The organism is Desulfobotulus sapovorans DSM 2055 (assembly GCF_059569355.1).
On record NZ_JCANVJ010000006.1, the window covers coordinates 55,952 to 78,325 of the forward strand.

11 protein-coding genes and 2 tRNA genes are annotated in these 22,374 nt (G+C 55.7%); 8 read left to right on the forward strand and 5 right to left on the reverse strand.

Translation table 11 applies throughout. The annotated features are described in order from the left end of the window. The first annotated feature begins 21 nt into the window (after positions 1–21). The 4 genes from BR04_RS06745 to BR04_RS06760 all read left to right on the forward strand — a co-directional run bounded on the left by BR04_RS06745 (position 22) and on the right by BR04_RS06760 (position 7,068). Positions 22–1,188 (forward strand): mechanosensitive ion channel family protein, encoded by a 1,167-nt coding sequence (locus BR04_RS06745; RefSeq protein WP_496355240.1) that lies wholly within the window; start codon positions 22–24, stop codon positions 1,186–1,188. Between the two features lie 11 nt (positions 1,189–1,199). After that, positions 1,200–3,242, forward strand: coding sequence for a sigma 54-interacting transcriptional regulator (locus tag BR04_RS06750; RefSeq protein WP_496355241.1), 2,043 nt, complete (start codon positions 1,200–1,202; stop codon positions 3,240–3,242). A 345-nt stretch (positions 3,243–3,587) separates the two neighbouring features. Next, complete coding sequence (locus tag BR04_RS06755; protein ID WP_496355242.1) at positions 3,588–4,964, forward strand: acetyl-CoA hydrolase/transferase family protein; 1,377 nt, start codon at positions 3,588–3,590, stop codon at positions 4,962–4,964. A 304-nt stretch (positions 4,965–5,268) separates the two neighbouring features. After that, the gene (locus tag BR04_RS06760; RefSeq protein ID WP_496355243.1) at positions 5,269–7,068 is read left to right on the forward strand and encodes an acyl-CoA dehydrogenase; all 1,800 of its coding nucleotides are present in this window, start codon (positions 5,269–5,271) and stop codon (positions 7,066–7,068) included. 399 nt (positions 7,069–7,467) lie between these two features. On the opposite strand, the gene BR04_RS06765 is transcribed toward BR04_RS06760, so the two are convergent. From BR04_RS06765 to pgsA, 5 genes are all read right to left on the reverse strand, one after another. Next, on the reverse strand, positions 7,468–11,265 hold the full coding sequence (locus BR04_RS06765; protein ID WP_496355244.1) for a hybrid sensor histidine kinase/response regulator: 3,798 nt from the start codon (positions 11,263–11,265) through the stop codon (positions 7,468–7,470). Positions 11,266–11,392: 127 nt separating this feature from the next. Then, complete coding sequence (locus tag BR04_RS06770) at positions 11,393–11,722, reverse strand: DUF503 domain-containing protein (protein WP_496355245.1); 330 nt, start codon at positions 11,720–11,722, stop codon at positions 11,393–11,395. Between the two features lie 122 nt (positions 11,723–11,844). Next, positions 11,845–11,919: transfer RNA gene (locus BR04_RS06775), tRNA-Cys, on the reverse strand. Between the two features lie 7 nt (positions 11,920–11,926). Then, positions 11,927–12,001: transfer RNA gene (locus BR04_RS06780), tRNA-Gly, on the reverse strand. Between the two features lie 83 nt (positions 12,002–12,084). Then, positions 12,085–12,654 (reverse strand): CDP-diacylglycerol--glycerol-3-phosphate 3-phosphatidyltransferase, encoded by a 570-nt coding sequence (pgsA, locus tag BR04_RS06785; protein ID WP_496355246.1) that lies wholly within the window; start codon positions 12,652–12,654, stop codon positions 12,085–12,087. Between the two features lie 156 nt (positions 12,655–12,810). On the opposite strand from pgsA, the gene BR04_RS06790 reads away from it, so the two are divergent. The 4 genes from BR04_RS06790 (at position 12,811) to recB (ending at position 22,269) form a co-directional block, all read left to right on the forward strand. Further along, positions 12,811–13,014, forward strand: a complete 204-nt coding sequence (locus BR04_RS06790) for a SlyX family protein (protein ID WP_496355247.1) — start codon at positions 12,811–12,813, stop codon at positions 13,012–13,014. Between the two features lie 704 nt (positions 13,015–13,718). Then, positions 13,719–14,966: a DegT/DnrJ/EryC1/StrS family aminotransferase gene (locus BR04_RS06795; RefSeq protein ID WP_496355248.1), complete on the forward strand. Its 1,248-nt coding sequence runs from the start codon at positions 13,719–13,721 to the stop codon at positions 14,964–14,966. A gap of 533 nt (positions 14,967–15,499) precedes the next feature. Continuing rightward, positions 15,500–18,715: an exodeoxyribonuclease V subunit gamma gene (recC, locus tag BR04_RS06800; protein ID WP_496355249.1), complete on the forward strand. Its 3,216-nt coding sequence runs from the start codon at positions 15,500–15,502 to the stop codon at positions 18,713–18,715. Next, a complete protein-coding gene (recB, locus tag BR04_RS06805) occupies positions 18,712–22,269 on the forward strand; it encodes an exodeoxyribonuclease V subunit beta (RefSeq protein ID WP_496355250.1) in 3,558 nt (1,185 codons plus the stop codon). The genes recC and recB overlap by 4 nt, the downstream gene beginning before the upstream one ends. The last annotated feature ends 105 nt before the right edge of the window (positions 22,270–22,374 follow it).

Genomic DNA, 22,374 nt, shown 5'->3' on the forward strand with positions numbered 1-22,374 from the left:
GGGCACCATGCGGGAGGCCCTATGGATTCCTTGAAACAATCGATCATGACCCTGCTGTCATCCTTCAATGCATTTTTCAGTGTGGTGATGGATGTCTGGCACCATGGCTTTCTGGGAGTTCCCGTCATCCGTTATCTGGCCGCTGCGGGGATTCTGATTTTCTTTCTCATGCTGAGACGCACGGTGGTGCACTGGGCGCTTCATCATTTAAAACGGCTCAGTGCCAAAACAGACACGCGCCTTGACGACGAGATCGTTGCCTCCCTGGAACCCCCCGTACGCCTGCTGCCCATCATCCTCGGCATCTTCTTTTCCCTGCGTTTTCTGGAACTGGAAGGGGCTGCCGCAGATTTTTCGGAGAGAGTCATCCGTTCCATGGTCACCTTCATGATTTTCTGGGCACTGCACTCCGCCACCTCTCCCGTCTTCAGGGTATTTCACAACCTGAAGGGACACATTGGTCAGGCCCTGATGGACTGGCTCCAGAAAGCCCTCCGGATTGCCATCATGGTCATCGGTGCCGCCACCATCCTTGAGATGTGGGGCATCAGGGTGGGCCCCATACTGGCAGGCTTTGGCCTTTTTGGCGTGGCCGTTGCCCTGGGCGCCCAGGATCTGTTCAAAAACCTCATCTCCGGTATCCTGATTCTTACCGAACGACGCTTTGGCACAGGAGACTGGATTCATGTGGAAGGCGTGGTGGAAGGCACCGTGGAACAGATCGGTTTCCGTTCCACCCGCATCCGCCGCTTTGACAAGGCTCCGGTCTTTGTACCCAACAGCCGCCTTTCCGACAATACACTGACAAATTTTTCCGCCATGAGCCACAGGCGCATCTACTGGATGATCGGTCTCGAATACCGCACCACCCTGCACGCCCTGCGCCGTATCCGCGACCGCATTGAAAACCATCTTCTGGAAAATGACAACTTCGCCAGGCCGCCCGAAGTGCCCCTCTTTGTACGGATTGACCGTTTCTCCGACTCTTCCATCGACCTGATGGTCTACTGCTTCACCCGAACCACGCTCTGGGGCGAATGGCTGGCGGCCAAGGAACACCTGGCCTTCGTCATCAAGGCCATTGTGGAAGAAGAAGGAGCCGGTTTTGCCTTCCCCAGTCGTTCCCTGTACGTGGAAACCCTTCCGGAAACGGAAAAACCCCAGGTCTTCATCCCACCAGTCTCCTGAGGAAACCCCTTATGATGCAGCTCTGTCACGATCTCCTCCATGCCGCCGAAAAAGCCAGAGTTCTGGGCGACTTTCTTGGCGAAGCAGAAATCCATATCGCAAGAAACATGGCCCTTGCCTCCGTCGCCCTTGTGCCACGCCACAGCATGGGCAATGAAGAGGAATCCCTTTTTTTTCCCCTGGCCCATACGGAAAAACTTCCCCAGGGTACCATGGTCATGGAAGTCCCCCGGAAAAAGGGACTGTCCCTGGATCTTCTCCAGCAGATTGCGGACATGACAGGCCGCATCGCCCAGGTGCTGCACAGAAACATGTCCACCTATGAGCATCTGCGCATGTACAAGACCGTTTTCGAGAACACGGGAACGGGTACCATCATCATTGAAGAAGACATGACCATTACCTGCGCCAACGCCCGCTTTCAGGAAATGACGGGCTTCAGCAGGGAGGACATCCAGGGCAAAAAACGCTGGTCGGAATTCATTGTTCCCGAAGACAGGGATCGTATGCAGCAGTACCACTACGGTCGGCGCAAACCCGGAAACCGGGTACCCACGGAATACGAATGCCGCATCACAGACCGCCATGGCCGCATCATGGACATCTACATGAAGGTGGGGGTCATCCAGGGCACCCAGCGCAGCATTGCCTCCTTCCTGGACATCACCACCCGCAAGCAGGCGGAAAATGCCCTACGCCAGAGGGAATCCCAGCTCAATGCCATCATCGAGAATTTCGAGGGCTTCATCTTCGTCTATACCCGGGACATGCGCATCCGCTACATGAACCGTCTTCTGGTGGAACGCACCGGAATGGATCCCACAGGCACCCTCTGTCTGGATGCCCTTCCCGATCTGGAGGCGCTTTTCACCATAGACGTGAGAGAAAGGGTCTTTTCCGGAGAGACCCTGCGCATGGAAATTCACTGCTCTGGCAGGGCACAATGGTTTTATGCCGTCAATTCTCCCATTTTTGACAGCAACGGCCAGGTGGATCGTATCCAGGTCATTCTCATGGACATCACCCAGAGAAAGGAAGCGGAAGCTGCCCTCAAAGAGCGGGAAGCCTCGCTGCAACAGGAAAATACCCTCCTGCGCTCAGGACTGCGGGATCGTTACAAGTTCGGCAGGATCATCGGAAAAAGCGCCAAAATGCAGGATGTCTATGACCTGATCCTCAAGGCTTCCGCCTCCTCGGCCAATGTCATCATTCTGGGAGAGTCGGGAACGGGCAAGGAACTGGTGGCCCAGGCCATCCATGAAAACAGCCCGAGACGGGACAAGGCCTTTGTGGTGGTCAACTGCGGTGCCATCCCGGAAAACCTTCTGGAAAGCGAATTTTTCGGTCATGTCCGGGGGGCCTTCACCGGTGCGGTGAACGATAAAAAGGGCTATATGGAAATGGCCGACGGGGGCACCCTCTTTCTCGATGAAATCGGAGAATTTCCTTTGACCATGCAGGTCAAACTGCTCCGGGCGATTGAGGGGGGCGGCTACACCCCCGTGGGGGCTGCGGTACGCAGGGAAAGTGATGTCCGGATCGTCGCCGCCACCAACCGGGATCTCCGGGAGCATGTGCGCAAAAATCTGATGCGGGAAGATTTTTTCTACCGCATCCACATCATCCCCATCCACCTGCCCCCCCTGCGCAAACGAAAGGAAGACATTCCCCTGCTCATGGATCACTTCATCAAAGCGTTTCAGGAAAAGGAACCCCTTCCCCTCACCGTACCGGCCCAGATCACGGAAGCCTTTGTCGCCTACGACTGGCCGGGCAATGTCCGGGAGCTGCAAAACACCCTGCACCGCTACCTTACCCTCAAAAAAATCGACTTTCCCGGCATGGAAGACACGGAAAGGGGCTTTACGGAAAAAAGCCCTTACGAGGAGATCCCCGAGAACCTGGATCTGCGCCAGGCCATGGAACACTGTGAACGGGAATTCTTACTCCGGATCCTGAAAAAGCACCAGTGGCACAAGGGGAAAACCGCCGAAGCCCTGGGCATCCACCGCAAAACCCTGTTTACCAAACTGCGCCATTTTCAGCTCGACTGAGGCGGAGTGGGTAAGTATGCCCACATTGGGGTAAAAAAACCACATAGCCCCACAAAACACTGTTTTCATATCCAATCCACCACGGTCTTTTCAGGGGGTGGGGTCAAAACACCCCACCTTCCTTTTCTGCTTCTCCCCGGCTTCCCCCATCACCCTGCCCCGTCCCGCCATGCTGCAACAATTTTTACATAAGACAAATCAAGAACTTATAAAAAACACTCTTATTTTCCTGGTTTTTTTACATCCTGGCACGAAGCTCGCAGTTAAAGCTGGAACAAACAACAGGTACCGGAAACCCGAAACCAACCCGCGGCGGGCCGCGCCACAGAACACCAAGGAGGAAACATGACCCCCTACCAGGAAGCCTATAAAAAAAAGATGTGCAGTCCCGAAGAAGCCGTCCGTCACATTCAGTCCGGAGACTGGGTCGATTACGGTAACTTTGCCTGTGCGCCCGTCACCCTGGATGCTGCCCTTGCTGCCCGTGTCAATGAGCTGGAAGATGTTAAAGTCCGCGCCATGACCTATCCGGGACTGGCCGCCGTGGCCAAAGCTGACCCCACAGCAACCCGTTTTATCTACAACAACTGGCATTTTTCCGGAGGCGACCGCAAACTCCACGACGCGGGCAACTGTTTCTATGTGCCCTTCCTGTTCCACGAAGGCCCCGGTCACTATGACGTTATCAATTCGGACGTATTCTGCGTAGCTGTCGCCCCCATGGACTCCAGGGGATACTTCAATTTCGGTTCTTCCAACTCCATCCATATGGCCACCGCCAAGCGGGCCAAAAAGGTCATCGTGGAAATCAACCGCAATATCCCCCACTGTTATGGCGGCTTCAATGAGGGCATCCACATTGATGAGGTGGATCTCATTGTGGAATCTGAGCACAAACCCCTTTTCCAGCTTCCTTCCGCAGCCCCTTCGGAGATTGACGGTCGCATCGCAAGGCTCATCATGGAAGAAATCCATGATGGTTCCTGCATCCAGCTCGGCATCGGCGGCATGCCCAATGCCGTTGGGAAAATGATCGCGGAATCGGATCTGAAGGATCTCGGCGTTCATACGGAAATGCTGGCCGACTCCTTTGTGGATATGTTTGAGGCCGGACGCATCACCTGCAAATATACCAAATACTGCCCCGGTAAAATGGCTTATACCTTTGCCTTAGGCTCTCAAAAACTCTATGATTTCCTTGACAAAAACCCCTTCTGCGCCAGTTATTCCGTGGATCTGGTCAACAAGCCCGCCAATGTCTCCATGAACGACAGAATGGTGGCCATCAACAATGCGGTGGAAGTGGATCTTTTCGGTCAGGTTTCCAGCGAGTCTTCCGGTTCCCGCCATATTTCCGGAACCGGCGGTCAGTTCGACTATACCTTTGGCGCCTATCATGCTCCCGGAGGCAAAAGCTTTATCTGTCTTTCCTCCACCACCAAAGGGAAAAATGGGGAACTGGTTTCCCGCATCCGGCCCACCTTCAGCCCCGGCTCCATCATCACCGTTCCCCGTACCGTGACCCACTGGGTGGTGACCGAATACGGCAAGGTGAATCTCAAGGGAAAATCCACCTGGGAACGGGCCGAAGCCCTGATCTCCATCGCCCATCCGGATTTCCGGGATGAACTGATTGAAGAGGCCCGTAAAATGGGCATCTGGAGGGCAGGCGACCGGAAGAATCGCATTGCCGTACCGGATCTGATGCTGAAAAGCGCATAAAATTCAACAAACTCCATGCGCCTGTAAAACATGGAAACCCTTATCTGCATGAAGAGCATTGCAAAAAAGTGCAAAACATGGTTTTACGGTTGGGTCATCGTTTGTACAAGAAACGAAGCCCTGGCTCTGTACCACCATAAAGGAGGGGGCCGGTCGCCGATCTGACCGAAAAAGGGCTTTCCCGCAGATTCCGGGAATATCCCGCTTCACAGTAAAACCATGCCTGCACACAGGCGGTGTTGCCGTACAGGGCACACCGCTTTACTTAAAAACCCAAACATCACCCGTTCAAAAGGAGATTCCAATGGCCCAACTGATTGCCGACCGTCGCGATGTGGATTTTGTCCTCCATGAACAATTTGAAGTGGCTGAACTGGCCAAAAACGAAAGCTTTTCCGATTTCAACAAAAAAACCATCGACCTGATCGTTACCGAGGCCCGCAACCTGGCCATCAAGGAAATTCTGCCCCTTCAGAAGATCAGTGATGCCGGATGCGAGTTTGATGCCGGAAAAGTACGCGTTCCCGAAGCCTATCACAAAGTGTACAAGAATTACTGCGACGGTCAGTGGCTGGCCATGAGTGACTCTCCCGAATGGGGTGGGCAGGGGATGCCCAAGGCTGTGGGCCTTGCCGCCAACGAATATTTCTATGGTGCCTGCAACTCCTTCATGCTCTTCCAGATGCTCTCCCATGGGGCTGCCCGCCTCATTGAAAGCTTCGGCACCCAGGCCCAGAAGGATCAGGTTCTGAAAAACATGTTTTCGGGCAAATGGTCCGGAACCATGCTTTTAACCGAACCCGATGCCGGTTCCGACGTCGGCGCCCTGACCACCGTGGCCAAACGCAATCCCGACGGCACCTACTCCATCAGCGGTTCCAAAATCTTCATCTCCGGCGGTGAGCAGGATATGGTGGAAAACATCATCCATCCCACCCTGGCCCGCATTGAAGGCGCTCCCGCAGGTACCCGTGGCATTTCCCTCTTCATGGTTCCCAAATACCGCATCAATGCCGACGGCTCCCTTGGTGAATTCAACGACGTGGTCTGCACGGGCATTGAGCACAAGATGGGTCTGCACGGCAACTGCACCTGCTCCCTCACCCTGGGCGGCAAGGGCCAGTGCGTCGGTACCCTCATCGGTGAAGAGAACAAGGGCATGGCCGCCATGTTCCAGATGATGAACGAAGCCCGCCAGATGGTAGGGCTTCAGGGTTTCGCCAACGCCACCACCTCCTTCATGTACGCCCTGGATTACGCCCGTCAGCGCATCCAGACCAAGCACATGACCGATCCTGCGGACGCAGGCCCCTCCGCCATCGTCCGTCATCCCGACGTACGCCGCCAGCTCATGCTCATGAAGAGTTTTGTGGAAGGTATGCGCAGCCTCATCTACTACAACGGCATGGTTCAGGATCGTCACCACCTCAGCACGGACGCAGCTGAAAAGGCCCGTCTCCGGGATCTGGAAGAAGTGCTGACCCCCATCATCAAGGGCTACATCACGGACAAGGCCTTTGAGGTCTGCTCCCATGGCGTTCAGGTCTATGGCGGTTACGGCTTTATCGAAGAATACCCCGTAGCCCAGCTGCTTCGGGATGTCCGCATCTTCCAGATTTATGAAGGCACCAACGGCATCCAGTCCATCGACCTTGTGGGCCGCAAGATGGGCATGAAAAAAGGCGCCGCCTTCATGGCCTTCCTGGAAGAAATCCGCAAGACCATTGAACTGGCCCGTGGCATTGAAGCGGTCAAGCCCCTTGCCGAAAACCTGGAAAAACTCTTCAACACCTATACCGAAACCGCCGCCATCCTGGGCAAGGCCGCTGGCAGCGACAAGGTGCTGGACGCCTTTGCCTTCACCCATCCCTTCCTGGAAGCCACGGGCGATCTCACCATGGCCTGGATGCTCCTGTGGCGTGCCGCTGTGGCCGCACCCAAGATCGGTCAGAAGAAAAAAGATGATGCCTTCTACACCGGCCAGGTCACCACAGCCCGTTTCTTCATCAATACCCAGCTGCCCATCACAGCAGGCAAGCTCAACGCCATCCAGATCATGGACGGTGCCGCTGTGGCCATGGAAGACGCCTCCTTTGGCGGCTGATTTACGATAAAAAAAGCCGAGGGCTTTTAAAAAGCCCCGGCTTCCCCTTACCACGACTTCCGACAACGCCCCCGCCGGAAGTCGTCTGTCGGCGCATCCTCCCCGGTGCGCCGACATCTTTTTTTCTGAAAGGACTGACTGTTTTACGATGACGGACAGCTTCGGCGCAGGAATGCCGATCCGGTATCCCTCACTGGACATGACGCTGGCTGAAGGGAAAAAAACGATTCTGCCTACCATCTTTCTTCAGCTATCCATGCAATCGCAGATTTTGCCTATGCAGCATTGAACCTCTGTAATCGGCTTCCCCCCTTTTAGACGCTGGAGCGTCTCAAGATGCATTCCCACGCTGGAGCGTGGGAACGATGGGTTCAATGGAAACGATAATGTACAGAGGGCCTAAACGGGTTTTGAATCGTAAGCCGACACGGAGCGGCCTTCCCTGCCAACAAGCGCCACCTTCTCCATGGCCATGGACACGGCCCTTGCCACTTCTTTCCGCAGCACAGGCTTCATGACACATTCCACAATCCCCCCCCTGTTCAGGGTTTCCCTGTTCAGCGGATCACTGAACCCGGAGCAGAGAATCACGGGAAAGCCCGGACGGATTTTCTGCACTTCTGCGGCAAGAACGGTTCCGGTCATCTTGGGCATGGTCTGATCCGTAATCAGCAGATCAAAGCTGTCCGGGATACGCCGGAAAATCTCAAGGGCCTCCGTACTGGACCAGCAGCCTGTCACCTCATATCCCAGATCCTCAAGGGTATCCTGAAGCATTTCCACAATCAGGGTCTCATCGTCCACCAGAAGAATCCGTCCCCTGCCACCGACAACGGCATCCGCCCGTTCTCTCTGGGACTGGGTCTCCTCAGAGCAGGTCATGGGCAGATATACCCGGAAAACCGTACCTTCACCGGGTGCACTGGCTACCTTGATCTCGCCCCCGCAGCCCCGCACAATCCCATGTACCGTGGCAAGCCCCAGCCCCGTACCCTTTCCCTGCTCCTTGGTGGTGAAATAGGGATCAAAAACCCGTTCCAGGATATCCGTATCCATTCCCACCCCCGTATCGGAAACGGAAAGCATCTGCCAGGTTCCCCCAGGAACCCCGGGATGCACATCCGCAGGCCTGCCCTCTTCCAGATGCAGGGACTCCAGGGCAACACGCATGAGACCGCCATTTTCCATGGCATGGAAGGCATTGGTACAGAGATTCATCACCACCTGATGGATCTGGGTCGGATCGGCCAGAACACGCATATCCGAATTTTCAATGTCATGGCGGATTTCTATGGTGGAGGGAATGGAGGCCCGCAGCAGCTTCAGGGCTTCCTTGACAACCGGTGCCACCGTCACGGGCCTGCGCTGCTCCCCATCATCATTTTTACGGCTGAAGGTAAGGATCTGCCAGACCAGATCCCTGGCCCTGTTGGCTGCGGTAAGGATGCTTTTCAAATATTTGATCTCAGGCCTGTCCTTGGCCGTATGTTCCAGGGCCAGCTCCGTAAAACCAATAATCGGGAAAAGGATATTGTTAAAATCATGGGCAATGCCCCCTGCAAGAGTCCCAATGGCCTCCATCTTCTGGGCCTGACGCAGCTGACGTTCCAGATTGCGCTCCTGGGTGACATCCCGTTTCACCGCCACAAAATTGATGATATTGCCGGACTTGTCCAGAATGGGAGAAATGCTCACTTCCTCGTCATAACAGGAGCCATCCTTCTTGCGGTTGGTGATATAGCCCTGCCATACCCGTCCGGAAAGCAGGGTACGCCACATTTCCGCATAAAATCCCTGCTTGTGGTAGCCACTCTTCAGAATTGCAGGCGTCTGCCCAACCACCTCGTCCCGCGTCCATCCCGTAACACGCTCAAAAGCCGGATTCACATACAGGATTGTGGCCTGCCTGTCTGTGACAACAATGCTCTCCACCACCTGCTCAATGGCTGCCGACAGCCGGATATGATCCACCTCGGCCTGAACACGGGCCGTGACATCGGCAGCGACCCCGGACGCCCCCTGGATTGTTCCGGAATGATCCAGCAGCGGCGCTCCCATCACCTCAAAATAATAGCCCCCAATCTGAGCCGTGATGGAAACAGTCTCTCCGGACAGCACCCTGTCAATGCTCTGAAGCATGAGGGGCAGTCCGGCATAACGCTCCCGGGCGGGGAGTCCCAGCATCCCCCCCTCCGGCATGGCCACAGACTGGGTTCCCTTGCCCTCAAAGAGGGTAATGCGCCCTTCCCGATCAATGGCCCAGAGAATGACAGGCAGGTTGGCCAGAACGCTTTCCAGCTGATTTCTGGCCTCCACAAGGGAATGCTGCCGCCGAACCTGCTCGGAAACATCTTCCAGGGCTGCCACAATCATGTCCATCCGCCCATCTTCCCGCCAGAGTATGGCCGCATTGATGGAAAGGTAAATCCGCTGCCCCCGTCCGTCCTTCACCGTATGGCGGACATTGTACAGGGGAGCCCGCTGATTACGGATTCTGAAGAAAACCATATCCTCACGCGCCACGGGGCGAAGATCATGATCCGTAACATCCCATCTTTCATCGTAAAAGCTGTGTTCCAGTATGGTGGGAATATCCATTCCCAGAATTTCGGCAATTTTCTGGTTGGCAAAAATAATCCGCCCCATGGCATCCACGGCCACAATGCCCGCAGGACTGGTCTCCACAACCTTGGACAGAAAGGAGCGTTCCTTGCGCAGCTTGAATTCCGCCTCCCGGATATGATCCACGCCCCGGATAACGGACAGACAGTGAAGCTCCCCGTGCAAAAAGGTTTTGGATCCGGAAATGAGAGCGTGAATGATCCGGCCATCCCGGATCCGGAAACGGGTTTCGAGATTCTCAAGCTTCCCGTGGGCATGCAGACGTTCCACAAATGTATTCCGGTCCTCGTCGTCAGCCCAGAATCCAAGGGAGACGGCTGTCCGGCCCCGGATTTCATCGGTGGTGAATCCCGTCAGGCGCATAAAACCATCATTGGCATCCACCAGCATATGGTCCGAAAGACGGGTAAGCACCACAGCATCGGGAATGGTTTTGAAAACCACCCGGAAACGGCTTTCACTTTCCCGGAGTTCCTTGGCGGCAAGGCCTTTGCGGATGGACAGGGCAAAAAGATCCGCAAGCTTTTCCATCACCCGCAGACTGCCATCCGTGTAGGCCTCACTGGCATCCCCCACGGTAATCTGCCCCACCAGCTTTCCTCCGGCCATGGCAGGAACGGAAAGGAGAGAGCTGACGGCCATCTGACCGTCCCGCGTGGGAATGGAAAGCACCCGGCCACTGTCCGCACTGGCATACAGGGGGTGGCCATGCTGCAACACCTCCCCCCAGACACCGGAAAAGGTTTCCAGCACCAGAAGCTCTGGCTTCATGATGCTCCGGGCATCCAGCTGCCCTGAACCCACAGGACAGAAAAGATGACCGGTCAGCGGATCCATGTATCCCGCATAACCCACCCGGCTTCCCGTCAGCTCCTGGGCAGCGTCCAGCACATACAGGGCCGCCTCTTCCATGTTATCCGCAAGAATCAGGGATCTTGCATAGCGGGCAAAAATCTCATCCGTGCGGGACTTTCTGGAAAGAGCCAGTTCCACATTGCTTCTGGCCTTCAGCTCCCTGCGCATCCAGACGACGTACCAGACAAAACTTGCGATGATGATGGAAAAAATCAGGAGGGAAACCAGGACAAGGGGCTGCACATAGGGCAGGGACGCCCCCTGTTTTCGGGCCATGAACAAAAGAAAGGTTCGGGAATCGGAAAGGGGGATGGCAATCTGGAAAAGGGAGGCCTGATCCGGAAAAGGGGCAAGCCTTTCAATGTGGGAACACTCCTTCTCCAGAATCTCCCTTGAGGGTTCGGCAAGCAGGGGAATCCCGGGAGCCGCATCCAGCAGAAGCTTTCTCCCGGACTCCCCTTCGCCATAAAGACGCACACCGAGGATGCGGGGATCTCCCTGCATGAAAGCCGTCAGCCCGGAGGCAGAAAGACCCGCTTCCGGGTTCTGGGAAGCCATGACCTGGGCCATGATCCGGGCCATCCCCATGGCATCTTCCAGGAAAACGCCTTCCATATGGCGATCCATCCGCACAAGGGAAAGAAAAAGAACCAGCACAATCGCAACAAAGCCAACAGCAGGAACCAACCAGTCTCTCACCCGCTTCAAAAACACCGCCATCAAAAAACCACCCTTCTGCAAAATCCATTTCCGTTCAAAACTTTCGGAAAGGAGCATAGTAAGGCAGAAAAGTCAATAAACTCAAAAAAATAAAATCAAATCCAACACAGCCGGAAATGAAAAAACTTCAGAAATCCGTATAGTGAAAAACTTCAAAATCCGAATCCAGCAGTTCAGCGGAAGCCAGGGTGTCGGCCATACTCACAAGACTTTCGGCCATGGCACTCACATGGTCAACGGCATTGCCCACCATGGAAAAGCCAATTTCCGCCCGCTGATAGAGATCCTGACAGGCCACCTCCGCAATGGCGGCATTGAAATGGTTTCTCAGCCTGGAAATGACGGGCCTGACCACGCCCCGCTTTTCCTTCAGGGAACGGCACCCGTGAATCCGAAACACCAGTACTCCCACAGCACACACCATTCCCTTCCCCTTACCCGGTCTCTGGCTTCCCATGGTCTTCCTCCCTGAAAAGGCATCGCGTCCAGCCCAAATGACCTGCGGCATCTTAAATGAATAAGGATCTTCGGCCCAATAAAAAAAGACCAGCCGAAGCTGATCTTTTATGGTTTATTTTTTGGAGGCGGCACCCGGATTTGAACCGGGGAATAAAGGCTTTGCAGGCCTCTGCCTTACCACTTGGCTATGCCGCCAAAAAAATGGAGCGGGAAACGGGATTTGAACCCGCGACTTCAACCTTGGCAAGGTTGCACTCTACCACTGAGTTATTCCCGCTCAGTGAGACGGAAGTCTATTTAAGAGATCCCATCCCGTATGTCAAATGAAAAAACACTTTTTTCAAAAAAGCGGCTGAAGATTCAGAGAAGCAGTTTCCGGGAACGCAGCACATAATCCACCCCGGACCAGAGGGTCAGGATCAAAGCCCCCCAGAGTGCCCAGGTTCCGATGCGGTGAAAATCCAGCCCCAGATAGGGATAGTGCAGCAGAAGAGGGATGACGGCACCAATCTGAAAACCTGTCTTCCATTTGGCCACCCGCGTGGCCGCCACATCCGCCCCGCTGGAAGCCAGGATACTGCGAAGGCCCGTAATGGCCAGCTCCCTGCCGATGATGACACAGACAATCCAGGCTTCCACCCAGCCCAGCCCCACCAGCATAATAAAGGCACTGGCAATGAGCAGTTTATCCGCCAGGGGATCCATGATCTTGCCAAACTGGGAAACCAGCCCCATGCGACGGGCCATATATCCATCCAGAAAATCCGTTATGGCTGCAAGGGAAAACACCAAGGCCGCCAGAAAGGCCATGAAACGACCCGGAGTCTCCAGGAGCAGCACAATAAGAAGGGGGACGGCGGCCACCCGGTACAGGGTCAGGGCATTGGGATGAAGAAGACGTTCCATCCAGGGCTTTTTTTCCGGTATCATGGGAGAACCTTTAACTTTTCATACGTTACGCAGACCCAGCATCCAGATATCTTGATCGTCTGCGGGCTTGACATCTCCCCTTGGTTACACAATCATCCTTATATTTGCAACCATTCTGATATTTTTTCATACAGATCCGACACAGAGGAGTCCACCGTGAAGTCCGACCCCATCATTACCCTGGAAACCCGCATGGCCTATCAGGAAAAACTCCTGCAGGAACTCAGTGACGTGGTGTTCAGCCAGCAAAAGGAAATTGACCATCTGACCAGCCTTTGCAGCACCCTGACCCGCCACATCCAGCTCCTCACGGAAAACATGGGACAAAGCCCCCCCAGTGAAAGACCACCCCACTACTGAACTTTTTACAGCAGAGCACCCGTTTTCCGGCATCTGCCATTCAACGGCATCTTCAAAACAGCAAGGGTAGGCGCCCGTATGAAGGACTGAAAGCACTCACAGTGAAGGCCCTGCCCTTTTCCGGCAGGGCAAGGCACGGGATTTACGTCGGATCCAGCACGTCCCCAAGCAGGCCAGAGCCTCCCCTGCAAGCCACTTCGGGCATCCGTCAGCCCCCCCCATCACGACCTCCATCCAGATCAAATCAGAAGACGTTCCGCCTGAAAAAAAGCCCCCTCCTTCTTTACCCCTCCGAATCTGAACCGGCAAAGACCCTCCGTTATCTGGAAATCTGCCCCCCATGGGCAGACCGGGGGCCTTGAAAGCAAGGCCCCGACCAGAGTCGGTAAACCCCAATAAAATGGCCTGAACCATGACAGACACAGTTGTGCCTCAGCCATGATTTTATTTAGGATTCAAAGTTTTTTTATGGGGCTTGTAGACATAGAATCCTGAATTTGATATCAAACACACCCTTAAAGATCCATAGCATCAAATACAGTTTAAGATTCATTCTGATGGGATGCTGCTCAAAAAATATTTTGTATGCTGTACCTCTTTACCGGATGAAAACTTCCGGGGAAGGCGGTTCTCAGCATATGGGATGTTCAAAAAGGGCGCATGTACAAAAAAATCACATGATTTAGATTGATAAGGAGGTTTCATTGGATACCCTGACAGAGCGCCCACTGGTCATTGAAGGCGGGAAAAAAATTTTTCACAAAGATCTCAATGTTCCCAATCCCATACCAGAATCCGCTTTTTCTGTGGTCAATAAGATTATGGCTTCCGGTAAACTTTTCCGCTATGCCTGCTCCGGCCCTGAAGACTCGGAAGCCGCACTTCTGGAAAGGGATTTTGCAGAATATCTTGGCTGCAAATATGCCCTTGCCGTGAGTTCCTGCTCCTCTGCCATCTTCATTGCCCTGCTTTGCGCAGGACTTCAGCCGGGAGACAAGGTGCTGGTTCCGGGATTCACCTTTACCGCAGTGCCCAGCAGCATCCTTCATGCAGGGGGGGTGCCTGTACTGGTGGAATGTAAAAGAAATTACACCATCGACGTGGATGACCTTGCCCGAAAAATTCAGCCGGATACAAAGTATCTTCTTTTATCCCACATGCGGGGCCATGTCTCTCAGATGGATCGTATCGTTACGCTTTGCAAAGAAAACGGAATTGTTCTGATTGAGGATGCAGCCCACAGCCTCGGGGCCAGATTCAAGGGTAAATATGCAGGAACCTTCGGGCTTGCAGGCTGTTTCAGTTTTCAGTCCCACAAAATGATCAATGCCGGTGAAGGCGGTATGCTGGTGACTGACGATGAAGAAATCATCGCCAAAGCCATCCTTTATGCAGGCTCCTTTGAAACCTGCTACAAAAAGCACTTTATCCGCACAGAAAAACTGGAAGAATTCCAGAAAGCCATTCCGACATACAACCTCAGACTCTCCAATCTTGTTGCTGCCATTGCCAGAACGCAGGTGCCTCTCATTAACAGCAATGCTGCAAAGTACAATGCCAATTTTGATGTGCTCCGCAGCATCCTTAAAACCTCTTCCCATATTGACCTTCCGGATGTGGAAGAGGGCGTGTTCAAGATTTTTGACTCCGCCCAGTTCAATCTTGTGGGACTCAGCAGCGAACAGATTCAGACTTTTCTGGAAGCCCTTGCCATGGAAGGTATCGGTCTTGGTGTTTTCGGCATTGAAAAGGACAATGCAAGGTGTTTCTGGAACTGGAAATACATGGACGGTGAGACCCAGGAACTCCCCCGTACCCGGAAGATGCTGGTGACGGCATGTGACCTGAAACTTCCCCTGTACCTGACTCCCGAGGATATGCGCCTGATTGGCCACAGGATTGTCAGCGCACTGAACTTTGCTGCTGCGTTAAAGCCGGAGGCTGCCGCATAATCGTTTTTTTAAAGCGCAGATCCTTGTGGATCACTCCGTCTCCAAAACGGTATCGCCACAAGACACAGCAAACTGAACTTATGTACAGCATAAATGCCGGTTCATTTAACCTACAGGGGTCTCATGATCTCAACAAGGCACCGGCTTTTCGGGCTGTAACATGCGGGGCTTGCCCCTGAACAGGCTCTGAAAAACACTTTCCCGAAACCATCCGCAGCTGCCCGGTCAGGTCTTTGACCGGGTATTTTTTTCATCCTGCCTGTTGCCTGCATCCCCTGAATTTTCCTGTATTCTCCCCTATACAAGTTTAAAAATGCTGGCTACCATGCGGAGCACTTTACAGAAACAGAATCCCACATTGACGTTTCGGGCATAGATATGCTTATCCCACAGACCGTCGATCTCAAGAACCTGACTTTTGAGGGAAGTGCTCTGCTTAAAAAACACGCTGATCTGCTGGCCGCGTTCGCACGATAAAATCCAGGCAGATCTTGAATACCAGAACAAAGAATCCGTCGAAGAAGGAAAATTTTATGCAGCGATTCGTGAGCAACCGTATGGAAGTGCTGGTGGCCAATCTTGCCGCCCACCTCATGGAAGATCCGCCGGATCCCATGGAGCCGGAGCTCATTGTGGTACAGAGCCGGGGCATGGAGCGCTGGCTGTCCATGGAAATTGCAAAATGGTCTGGCATTGCCTCCCATCTTCACTTTCTTTTTCCGGCAAGTCTCATGACAAGGCTGCTGCGGCCCATGAAGCCCCTTTCACCCGACGAAGACCCCTGGAAACCGGACAGCCTGCGCTGGGCCTGTTTTGAAGCCCTTGCCGCCCTGCCCGATTCTCCGGATGCCGCACCCGTGGCCCGCTATATGGGCGACGATCCCCTGAAGCGCTTTCAGCTTGCGGACATGCTGGCAGACCTTTTCGACCAGTATCTCATGTTCAGGCCGGATCGGATTCTTGCCTGGGAACAGGGGGAAGAAGACCACTTCCAGGCCCGGCTCTGGCGTATGCTGCGATCCCGTCTTGCAGCTCCCCACAGGGTGGATCTGCTGAAACAGGGAGTTGAGACCCTGAAACACGCAGAGCTTCCCCCGAGAATCTCCATCTTCGGTGTTTCCGCCCTCCCTCCCCTCTACCTCGAATTCCTTGAGATGCTTTCAGAGCATGTGACGATCCGCTGGTATCTTCTCGATCCCTGTCAGGAATACTGGGGCGATATCCGCTGCGAGAATTTCTGGGAAACCCTGAGCCTCAGGGCCGAAGATCAGGGACTGTCCCCTGAAGATCTCCACGCGGAAAGGGGCCATCCCCTGCTGGCTTCCCTGGGCCGTACGGGTCAGGATTTTTTCCGAAGGCTTGCGACCATGCCGGGTGAAGAACAGCGCCACGCCCTGGAGCCGGGCATGGATACCCTGCTGCACCGCCTCCAGTCCCGTATCCTTTCCCTGGATGCCCTTCCGGAAAAAATGCTTTCAGAAGAGGTGGTGGAAAATGATGATTCCATTGCCGTCTACCGCTGCCATGGCCCCATGCGGGAAATGGAGGTGCTGAAGGATCAGCTCCTGAGGCTTTTTTCCGGAGACACTCCGCCAAGACCCAGGGACATCCTGGTGATGTTCCCCGACGTGGGCGCATACGCCCCCTATATTGATGCCGTGTTCGGCAGCCCCCTTCCCGACGGCAGACGGCTTCCCTACACGGTTTCCGAACGTCCCCTTGCCCTGGAAAACACCCTGGCAGGCCTTCTCATGCGGGTGATACAGCTCATGGAATCGCGTTTCGGTGCATCGGAGGTTTTTGATGTGCTGGAAGCCCATCCTGTGGCCCGTAAATTTGATCTGGATACCACAGGGCTGGAGCGCATCCGTTTCTGGCTGGTGGATACCCGCATCCGCTGGGGGCTGGACGCGGCCTTCCGGGAAGCCCTGGATCTTCCGGCAACAAAGGCCCACACCTGGCGCTTCGGGCTGGATCGCATGCTGCTGGGCATGGCCATGGAAGATGAGGGCGGCAGCCCCGAAAAGGAGGGCATCCTTCCCTATGATCCCATGGGCCCGGAAGCGGCGGACACCCTGAACAGCCTTCTCAGCTTCATGGAAAGACTTGTGGCGTTTCACGAAAACATCCGGGAAGACCGCAGCCCCCAGGACTGGATGGATCTCCTCTGGGAACTGGTTCTCTCCCTTTTCCATGAAGACGGGGAAAACACGGATGCCTTTCTCGGTCTGCGAACCCTCCTGGACACCTTTGTGACGGAAACCCGGCTTTCCGGCCTTGACGGAAAACTGCCCTTCAGCCTGATACGTTCCGTACTGGGACAGGCACTGGAAGGGGCAGGACAGGGCGGCCTCATCCTTGGCGGTGGCATCACCTTCTGCGCCATGGTGCCCATGCGCTGCATTCCCTTTTCCCTCATCTGCCTTTCCGGCATGAACGACGGGGCCTTTCCCCGCACCCGACCGAGACCGGCCTTTGACCTCATGCAGCAGCAGCCAAGAGCGGGAGACCGTTCCAGCCGGGACGATGACCGCTACCTCTTTCTGGAAACCCTGCTCTCCGCACGGGAGAAACTCTGGATCACCTTCACGGGTTTCAGACCCGAGGACGATCAGGCCCTGCCCCCTTCGGTGCTGGTGCAGGAACTGCTGGATGCCCTGAATGGGGAGGAAGGCTCCCTGCCCCATCCGATGCGGGCCTTTCCCATGCAGGCCTTTTCTTCACGGCTTTTCAGAACCAACCATCCGCTGCCCGCCCATCTTTTCAGCTTCAGCACCCTGTTTCGGGATCTTGCAGCGACCTTCTCCGGCAAGGACAGACCCGAAGCCCTTCCCTTTCAGGACGGAGAGCTGGAAAACGATCACATGGAAAAAACGGTTTTCTGGGAAGATGTCATCGCTTTTTTTCAGAATCCCTCCGCCTTTTTTCTGAAGCGGCACATGCAGATCTCCCTGGAACGGGAGGAAGAGGCCCTGGAAGACCGGGAAAACTTCACAATCGGAGGCCTTGGCCGCTATTGGATTCAGGAAAGTTTCTGCCGAACGGCTCTGGAGGACGGGGACATGGAAACGGCACAACAGCGCCTTGAGGCCCAGGGCAGGCTTGCTGCCGGGGCTCCGGGCCGCTCCCGTCTGGCAGGCCTTGAGGCCGATGCCCTGGCCCTGGCGGATCTTTTTCACAAGACTCCCGGAAGCCACGGGGAGGAGGCCCATCCCTTTGCCCTGGAGCTGGCCGGAATCCGCCTGGAGGGCAGCCTGCCCGTTCCGGAGGATGGGGCGGAAAAAATCTGGAGACCGGGAAAATTCCGGGAAAAACACCTGATCGCGGCCTGGCTGCGCTTTCTCCTGCATCGGGCCATGGGCAGAAAAACGACCCTTCACCTTGTGGGTATGGGCGAAGAGGGGCCGGAACGCAAAATCTTCGCCTGTCCTGAGCTTTCCAGGGAAAAGGCCCTCCTGCATCTGGAAAGCTTCATGGCCTGCTATCGCTCCGGTCTCACGAGGCCCCAGCCCTTTTTCCCTTCCCTGTCCAGAACATGGGCGGAAGCTGTCCTGAAAAACAAAAAAACGGCGGAAATACAGGAACATCTCATGGACGCATGGGAAGGCTCGGAGTTCACGCCCCCGCAGTCCACCCCTGCGGACAGACTGCTCTGGCGGGGATGCCATCCCTTTGACCCGCCTTTTCCCGAAATTTCCGAAACCCTCTGGCTGCCTCTGCTGGAGGCCATGAAGGAGAAAACCCCATGACAGGCCTTCTTCCCTTTGATCCCCTGCACACCCCCCTTGAGGGAACCCTCCTCATGGAAGCCAGTGCAGGAACGGGAAAAACCCATACCATCGCAAGCCTTGTTGTCCGTCTCGTGCTGGAACAGGGACTGCCCGTGGAACGCATCCTTGTGGTCACCTTTACGGAAGCCGCCAGCGGAGAGCTGAAGGAACGCATCTACGCAAGGCTTTCCGATACCCTGGCCGCCCTGGAAGGCCGAGGCGTGAAAGAAGCCTTTTCCGAAGACATGGCCCGCCGCCACGGAGCCTCTCCCCAGGCAAGGGCCAGAATTCTGGCGGCCATCCGCAATTTTGACCGGGCCGCCATCGGCACCATCCATTCCTTCTGCTACCGTATGCTCCGGGAAAACCGCTTTGAATCCGGGCTCCGTTTTGATGCAGAACTGGCAACGGATGCGGGGCTTCTGCGTCAGAACGCTGCGGATGATGTCTGGCGCAGGGATGTGGCCTCCATGGACACGGAAAGGGCCGCCCTGCTTGTGGCCCGCCTGACACCGGAACGGCTCATGGAACTTGCCAGCCGTTACGGCGGGCCGGATGCCCTGTTTTTCCCCGATGGCCCCATGCCAGACCTTGAGATGCCCCTGACAGAACTGAAGACCTGTGAAAAAGCGGTTCAGGATCTCTGGCGGGAACACCGGGAAAGTCTCTGCCCCTTTCTCACGGGCGATTCCCGTCTCAACCGCACTGTCCTCCGGGTTGCAACCCTGGAAAAGGGCTTCGGAGAAATGGAGGCCTGGACGGGGGGACGGCGGACATGCCCTCCGGAAATCCTCACAAAATTTTCCCCGGAAGCCCTGAAAAAGGCCACGAAAAAAGGTTTTGAACCACCTGAGCATCCCTTTTTTGATGCCTGTGCCGCTCTGGAAAGGGCAGACAGGAACTTTTCTGAAGCAAGGGATCTTGCCCGCGCCCTTTTTCTCAAAGACCGGATACGGGCCGTTCACAGACAGGAAGCCGTACTCAAGGAAAAAGCGGGGCTGCTCACCTTTGACGACCTGCTGCTCCGTCTGCGGGATGCCGTTCTTGCCGATTCCCAAGGCGGCATGTGCCAGCGTATCCGGGAGCTTTTCGGCGCAGCCCTCATTGACGAATTCCAGGATACCGATCCCGTCCAGTATGCCATCTTTGATGCGGTTTTTACCCAGGCGGGCCTGCCCCTTCTTCTCATCGGCGATCCCAAGCAGGCCATCTACGCCTTTCGCGGTGCCGATGTCTTCGCCTATCTGGATGCCGCGAAAAAAAGCCGGAAACGGTACACCCTGGATCGCAACTGGCGCTCCGATCCCGGACTCATTGATGCGGTGAACCGCATTTTTAAAAACAATCCCAAGGCCTTTGTGCTGGAAGGCCTGAGCTTTCACCCGGTTCAGGCGGCCCAGAAAGAGCGGGACATTTTTGAGGATCCGGAGAATCCCCTTCCCTTCACCTTCTGGCTGGCCGCTTCCGAAGACAAAAAACCCCTGTCAGCGGCCAGGATACAGGCCATGGGTCTGGCTGCGGTCTCCGATGAGATCATCCGGCTTCTGGAAGGGGGCCGGGAAAACCGCATCCGCATCGGTGACAGGGGGGTCAGGCCGGGGGATATGGCCGTTCTGGTGCGCAGCAACCGGGAAGCCCTTCAGTCCCGGGATTTTCTGGCGGCAAGGGGCATCCCGGCGGTCATCCATGCGGACGGCAATGTTCTGGACAGTGAGGAAGCCAGAGAACTTTCCCTGGTGCTGGAAGCCGTGCTCCACCCCTGGGACGGCGGCAGGGTGCGCCGGGCTCTGGTCACAGAACTCATGGGCTTCACCCTCAGAAATCTCGATACCCTCAACCGGGATGAACCCGCATTCAACGCAAAGACCACCTTTTTCACAGGCTGCCGGGCCCTCTGGCAGGATCGCGGGATTTTCAGGATGCTCACCACCCTCTATGGGGAGGGTTCCGTACTGATCCGGGCCGCCTCCCTTCCCCAGGGTGAGAGACGGATTACCAATCTGCTCCACCTTGCGGAAATCCTTCACACGGCGGAAAGTCAGGAAAACCGGGGGCCGGAACTGCTGATGCGCTGGCTGGAGCGTCAGCAGGATGCCTCCCTTCCCCGTCGTGTGGAAGCCCCCCTTCGCCTTGAAAGCGACGGTGAGCGGGTTCGGGTCATCACCGTGCACCGCTCCAAGGGGCTTGAATATCCCATCGTGTTCTGTCCCTTTCTGTACAGCGCAACGGATGTGCTGAGTTCCCGCAGTAATCCTGAAAAGATCATGGCCTTTCACGATCCGGAAAGGGCCTACCGGCTGTGCGTGGATTTCGGAGGCAGGGAGGACAGAAGCCGGGAAGAAACCCTGACCCGCCAGGAAGCCATGGCCGAACAGGTAAGGCTTCTCTATGTGGCCCTCACCCGGGCCCGTCACCGGGTGTATGGGGTCTGGGGCATGGTGAGCAATGCCCGGAACAGGGCCTGTGGTGAAGCCGCCGCCTGGCTCCTGCACGGCCCGGACAGATCCGCAGCCGATGCAGCGCAGAGGGTAAAGGACATGGCGGCCCTCGCTTCAGAGGGGATTCTCGGCTGCCTCCCCCTGCCGGAAGACCGGAAAAAACGCCTGCCCCCAGCCCCTGAGGAAGAAAGCCCTCTGGTCTGCTGCACGGTCCGGCCCCTTCCTGCCGATCCCTTCCGCATCAGCAGTTTTTCCGCCCTTGTGGCGGGCAAATACATGGACAGGGCCGCAGACCGGGACGGGGAAGTCCGGAGCCGTCAAGAAAGACAACAGGAAACCGACCCCCAAAAAGGCATCTTCGCCTTTCCTTCGGGCACCAGAGCCGGAACCTTCATGCACCATGTGTTCGAGCATCTGGATTTCACCCAGAACAGCTCCCACATCGAGGCCGTCATCGAAAAAAGCCTTGCCATCTACGGCTATGACAGGGCCTGGACTCCGGTTCTCCGGGATATGGTGGAGAAGGTACTCCGCCTTCCCATGGGGCCTGAGGGCTTCCGCCTCAGGGAGCTGACGCTTAAGGAACAGCTCCGTGAGCTGGATTTCTATTTCCCCCTGAACACCCTGGAATCCGATGCCCTTTCACAATGGGTAAAGAAGATTACCCTGGGGGCCTGTGACCATCTGCCTCCCCAGCTGGAAAGGCTGCATTTTTCCCGAAGTGCCGGGTATCTCAGGGGGGTGATGGATCTCGTGTTCCGCCATCAGGGCCGCTACTACCTGCTGGACTGGAAATCCAATGATCTGGGGGCAGATTACGCGGCCTACAGCCCTGAAAACCTGAAACGGGAAATGGCAGACCATCTTTATACCCTGCAGTACCATCTCTATGTGCTGGCCCTCGACCGTTATTTAAGCCTTCGCCTGGAAGACTATGACTATGAAAGGGATTTTGGCGGGGTGGCCTATGTGTTTCTGCGGGGAGTGAATCCGCAGGATGCGCCGGGATGCGGCCTTTTCTTTGAAAAACCGCCCGTGGAAAGAATCCGGGAACTGGGGCAGTGGATGCTGGCCGATGGTCTGATAAGACTGTAAAGTCAGATACACCCAGTTGGAAAAAGGTGAACATCAAAATGGGATTGCCCCGTGCAGGTTCTGCCTGGAATGAAGATGCACTCGCCTGAAAAGCCTTTCAGCGGC

Excerpts from the sequence above, each read along its gene's own strand:
- BR04_RS06745 (WP_496355240.1), top strand. The coding sequence starts at position 22 with ATGGATTCCTTGAAACAATCGATCATGACCCTGCTGTCATCCTTCAAT.
- BR04_RS06750 (WP_496355241.1), top strand. The coding sequence starts at position 1,200 with ATGATGCAGCTCTGTCACGATCTCCTCCATGCCGCCGAAAAAGCCAGA.
- BR04_RS06755 (WP_496355242.1), top strand. The coding sequence starts at position 3,588 with ATGACCCCCTACCAGGAAGCCTATAAAAAAAAGATGTGCAGTCCCGAA.
- BR04_RS06760 (WP_496355243.1), top strand. The coding sequence starts at position 5,269 with ATGGCCCAACTGATTGCCGACCGTCGCGATGTGGATTTTGTCCTCCAT.
- BR04_RS06765 (WP_496355244.1), bottom strand. The coding sequence starts at position 11,265 with ATGGCGGTGTTTTTGAAGCGGGTGAGAGACTGGTTGGTTCCTGCTGTT.
- BR04_RS06770 (WP_496355245.1), bottom strand. The coding sequence starts at position 11,722 with ATGGGAAGCCAGAGACCGGGTAAGGGGAAGGGAATGGTGTGTGCTGTG.
- pgsA (WP_496355246.1), bottom strand. The coding sequence starts at position 12,654 with ATGATACCGGAAAAAAAGCCCTGGATGGAACGTCTTCTTCATCCCAAT.
- recC (WP_496355249.1), top strand. The coding sequence starts at position 15,500 with ATGCAGCGATTCGTGAGCAACCGTATGGAAGTGCTGGTGGCCAATCTT.
- recB (WP_496355250.1), top strand. The coding sequence starts at position 18,712 with ATGACAGGCCTTCTTCCCTTTGATCCCCTGCACACCCCCCTTGAGGGA.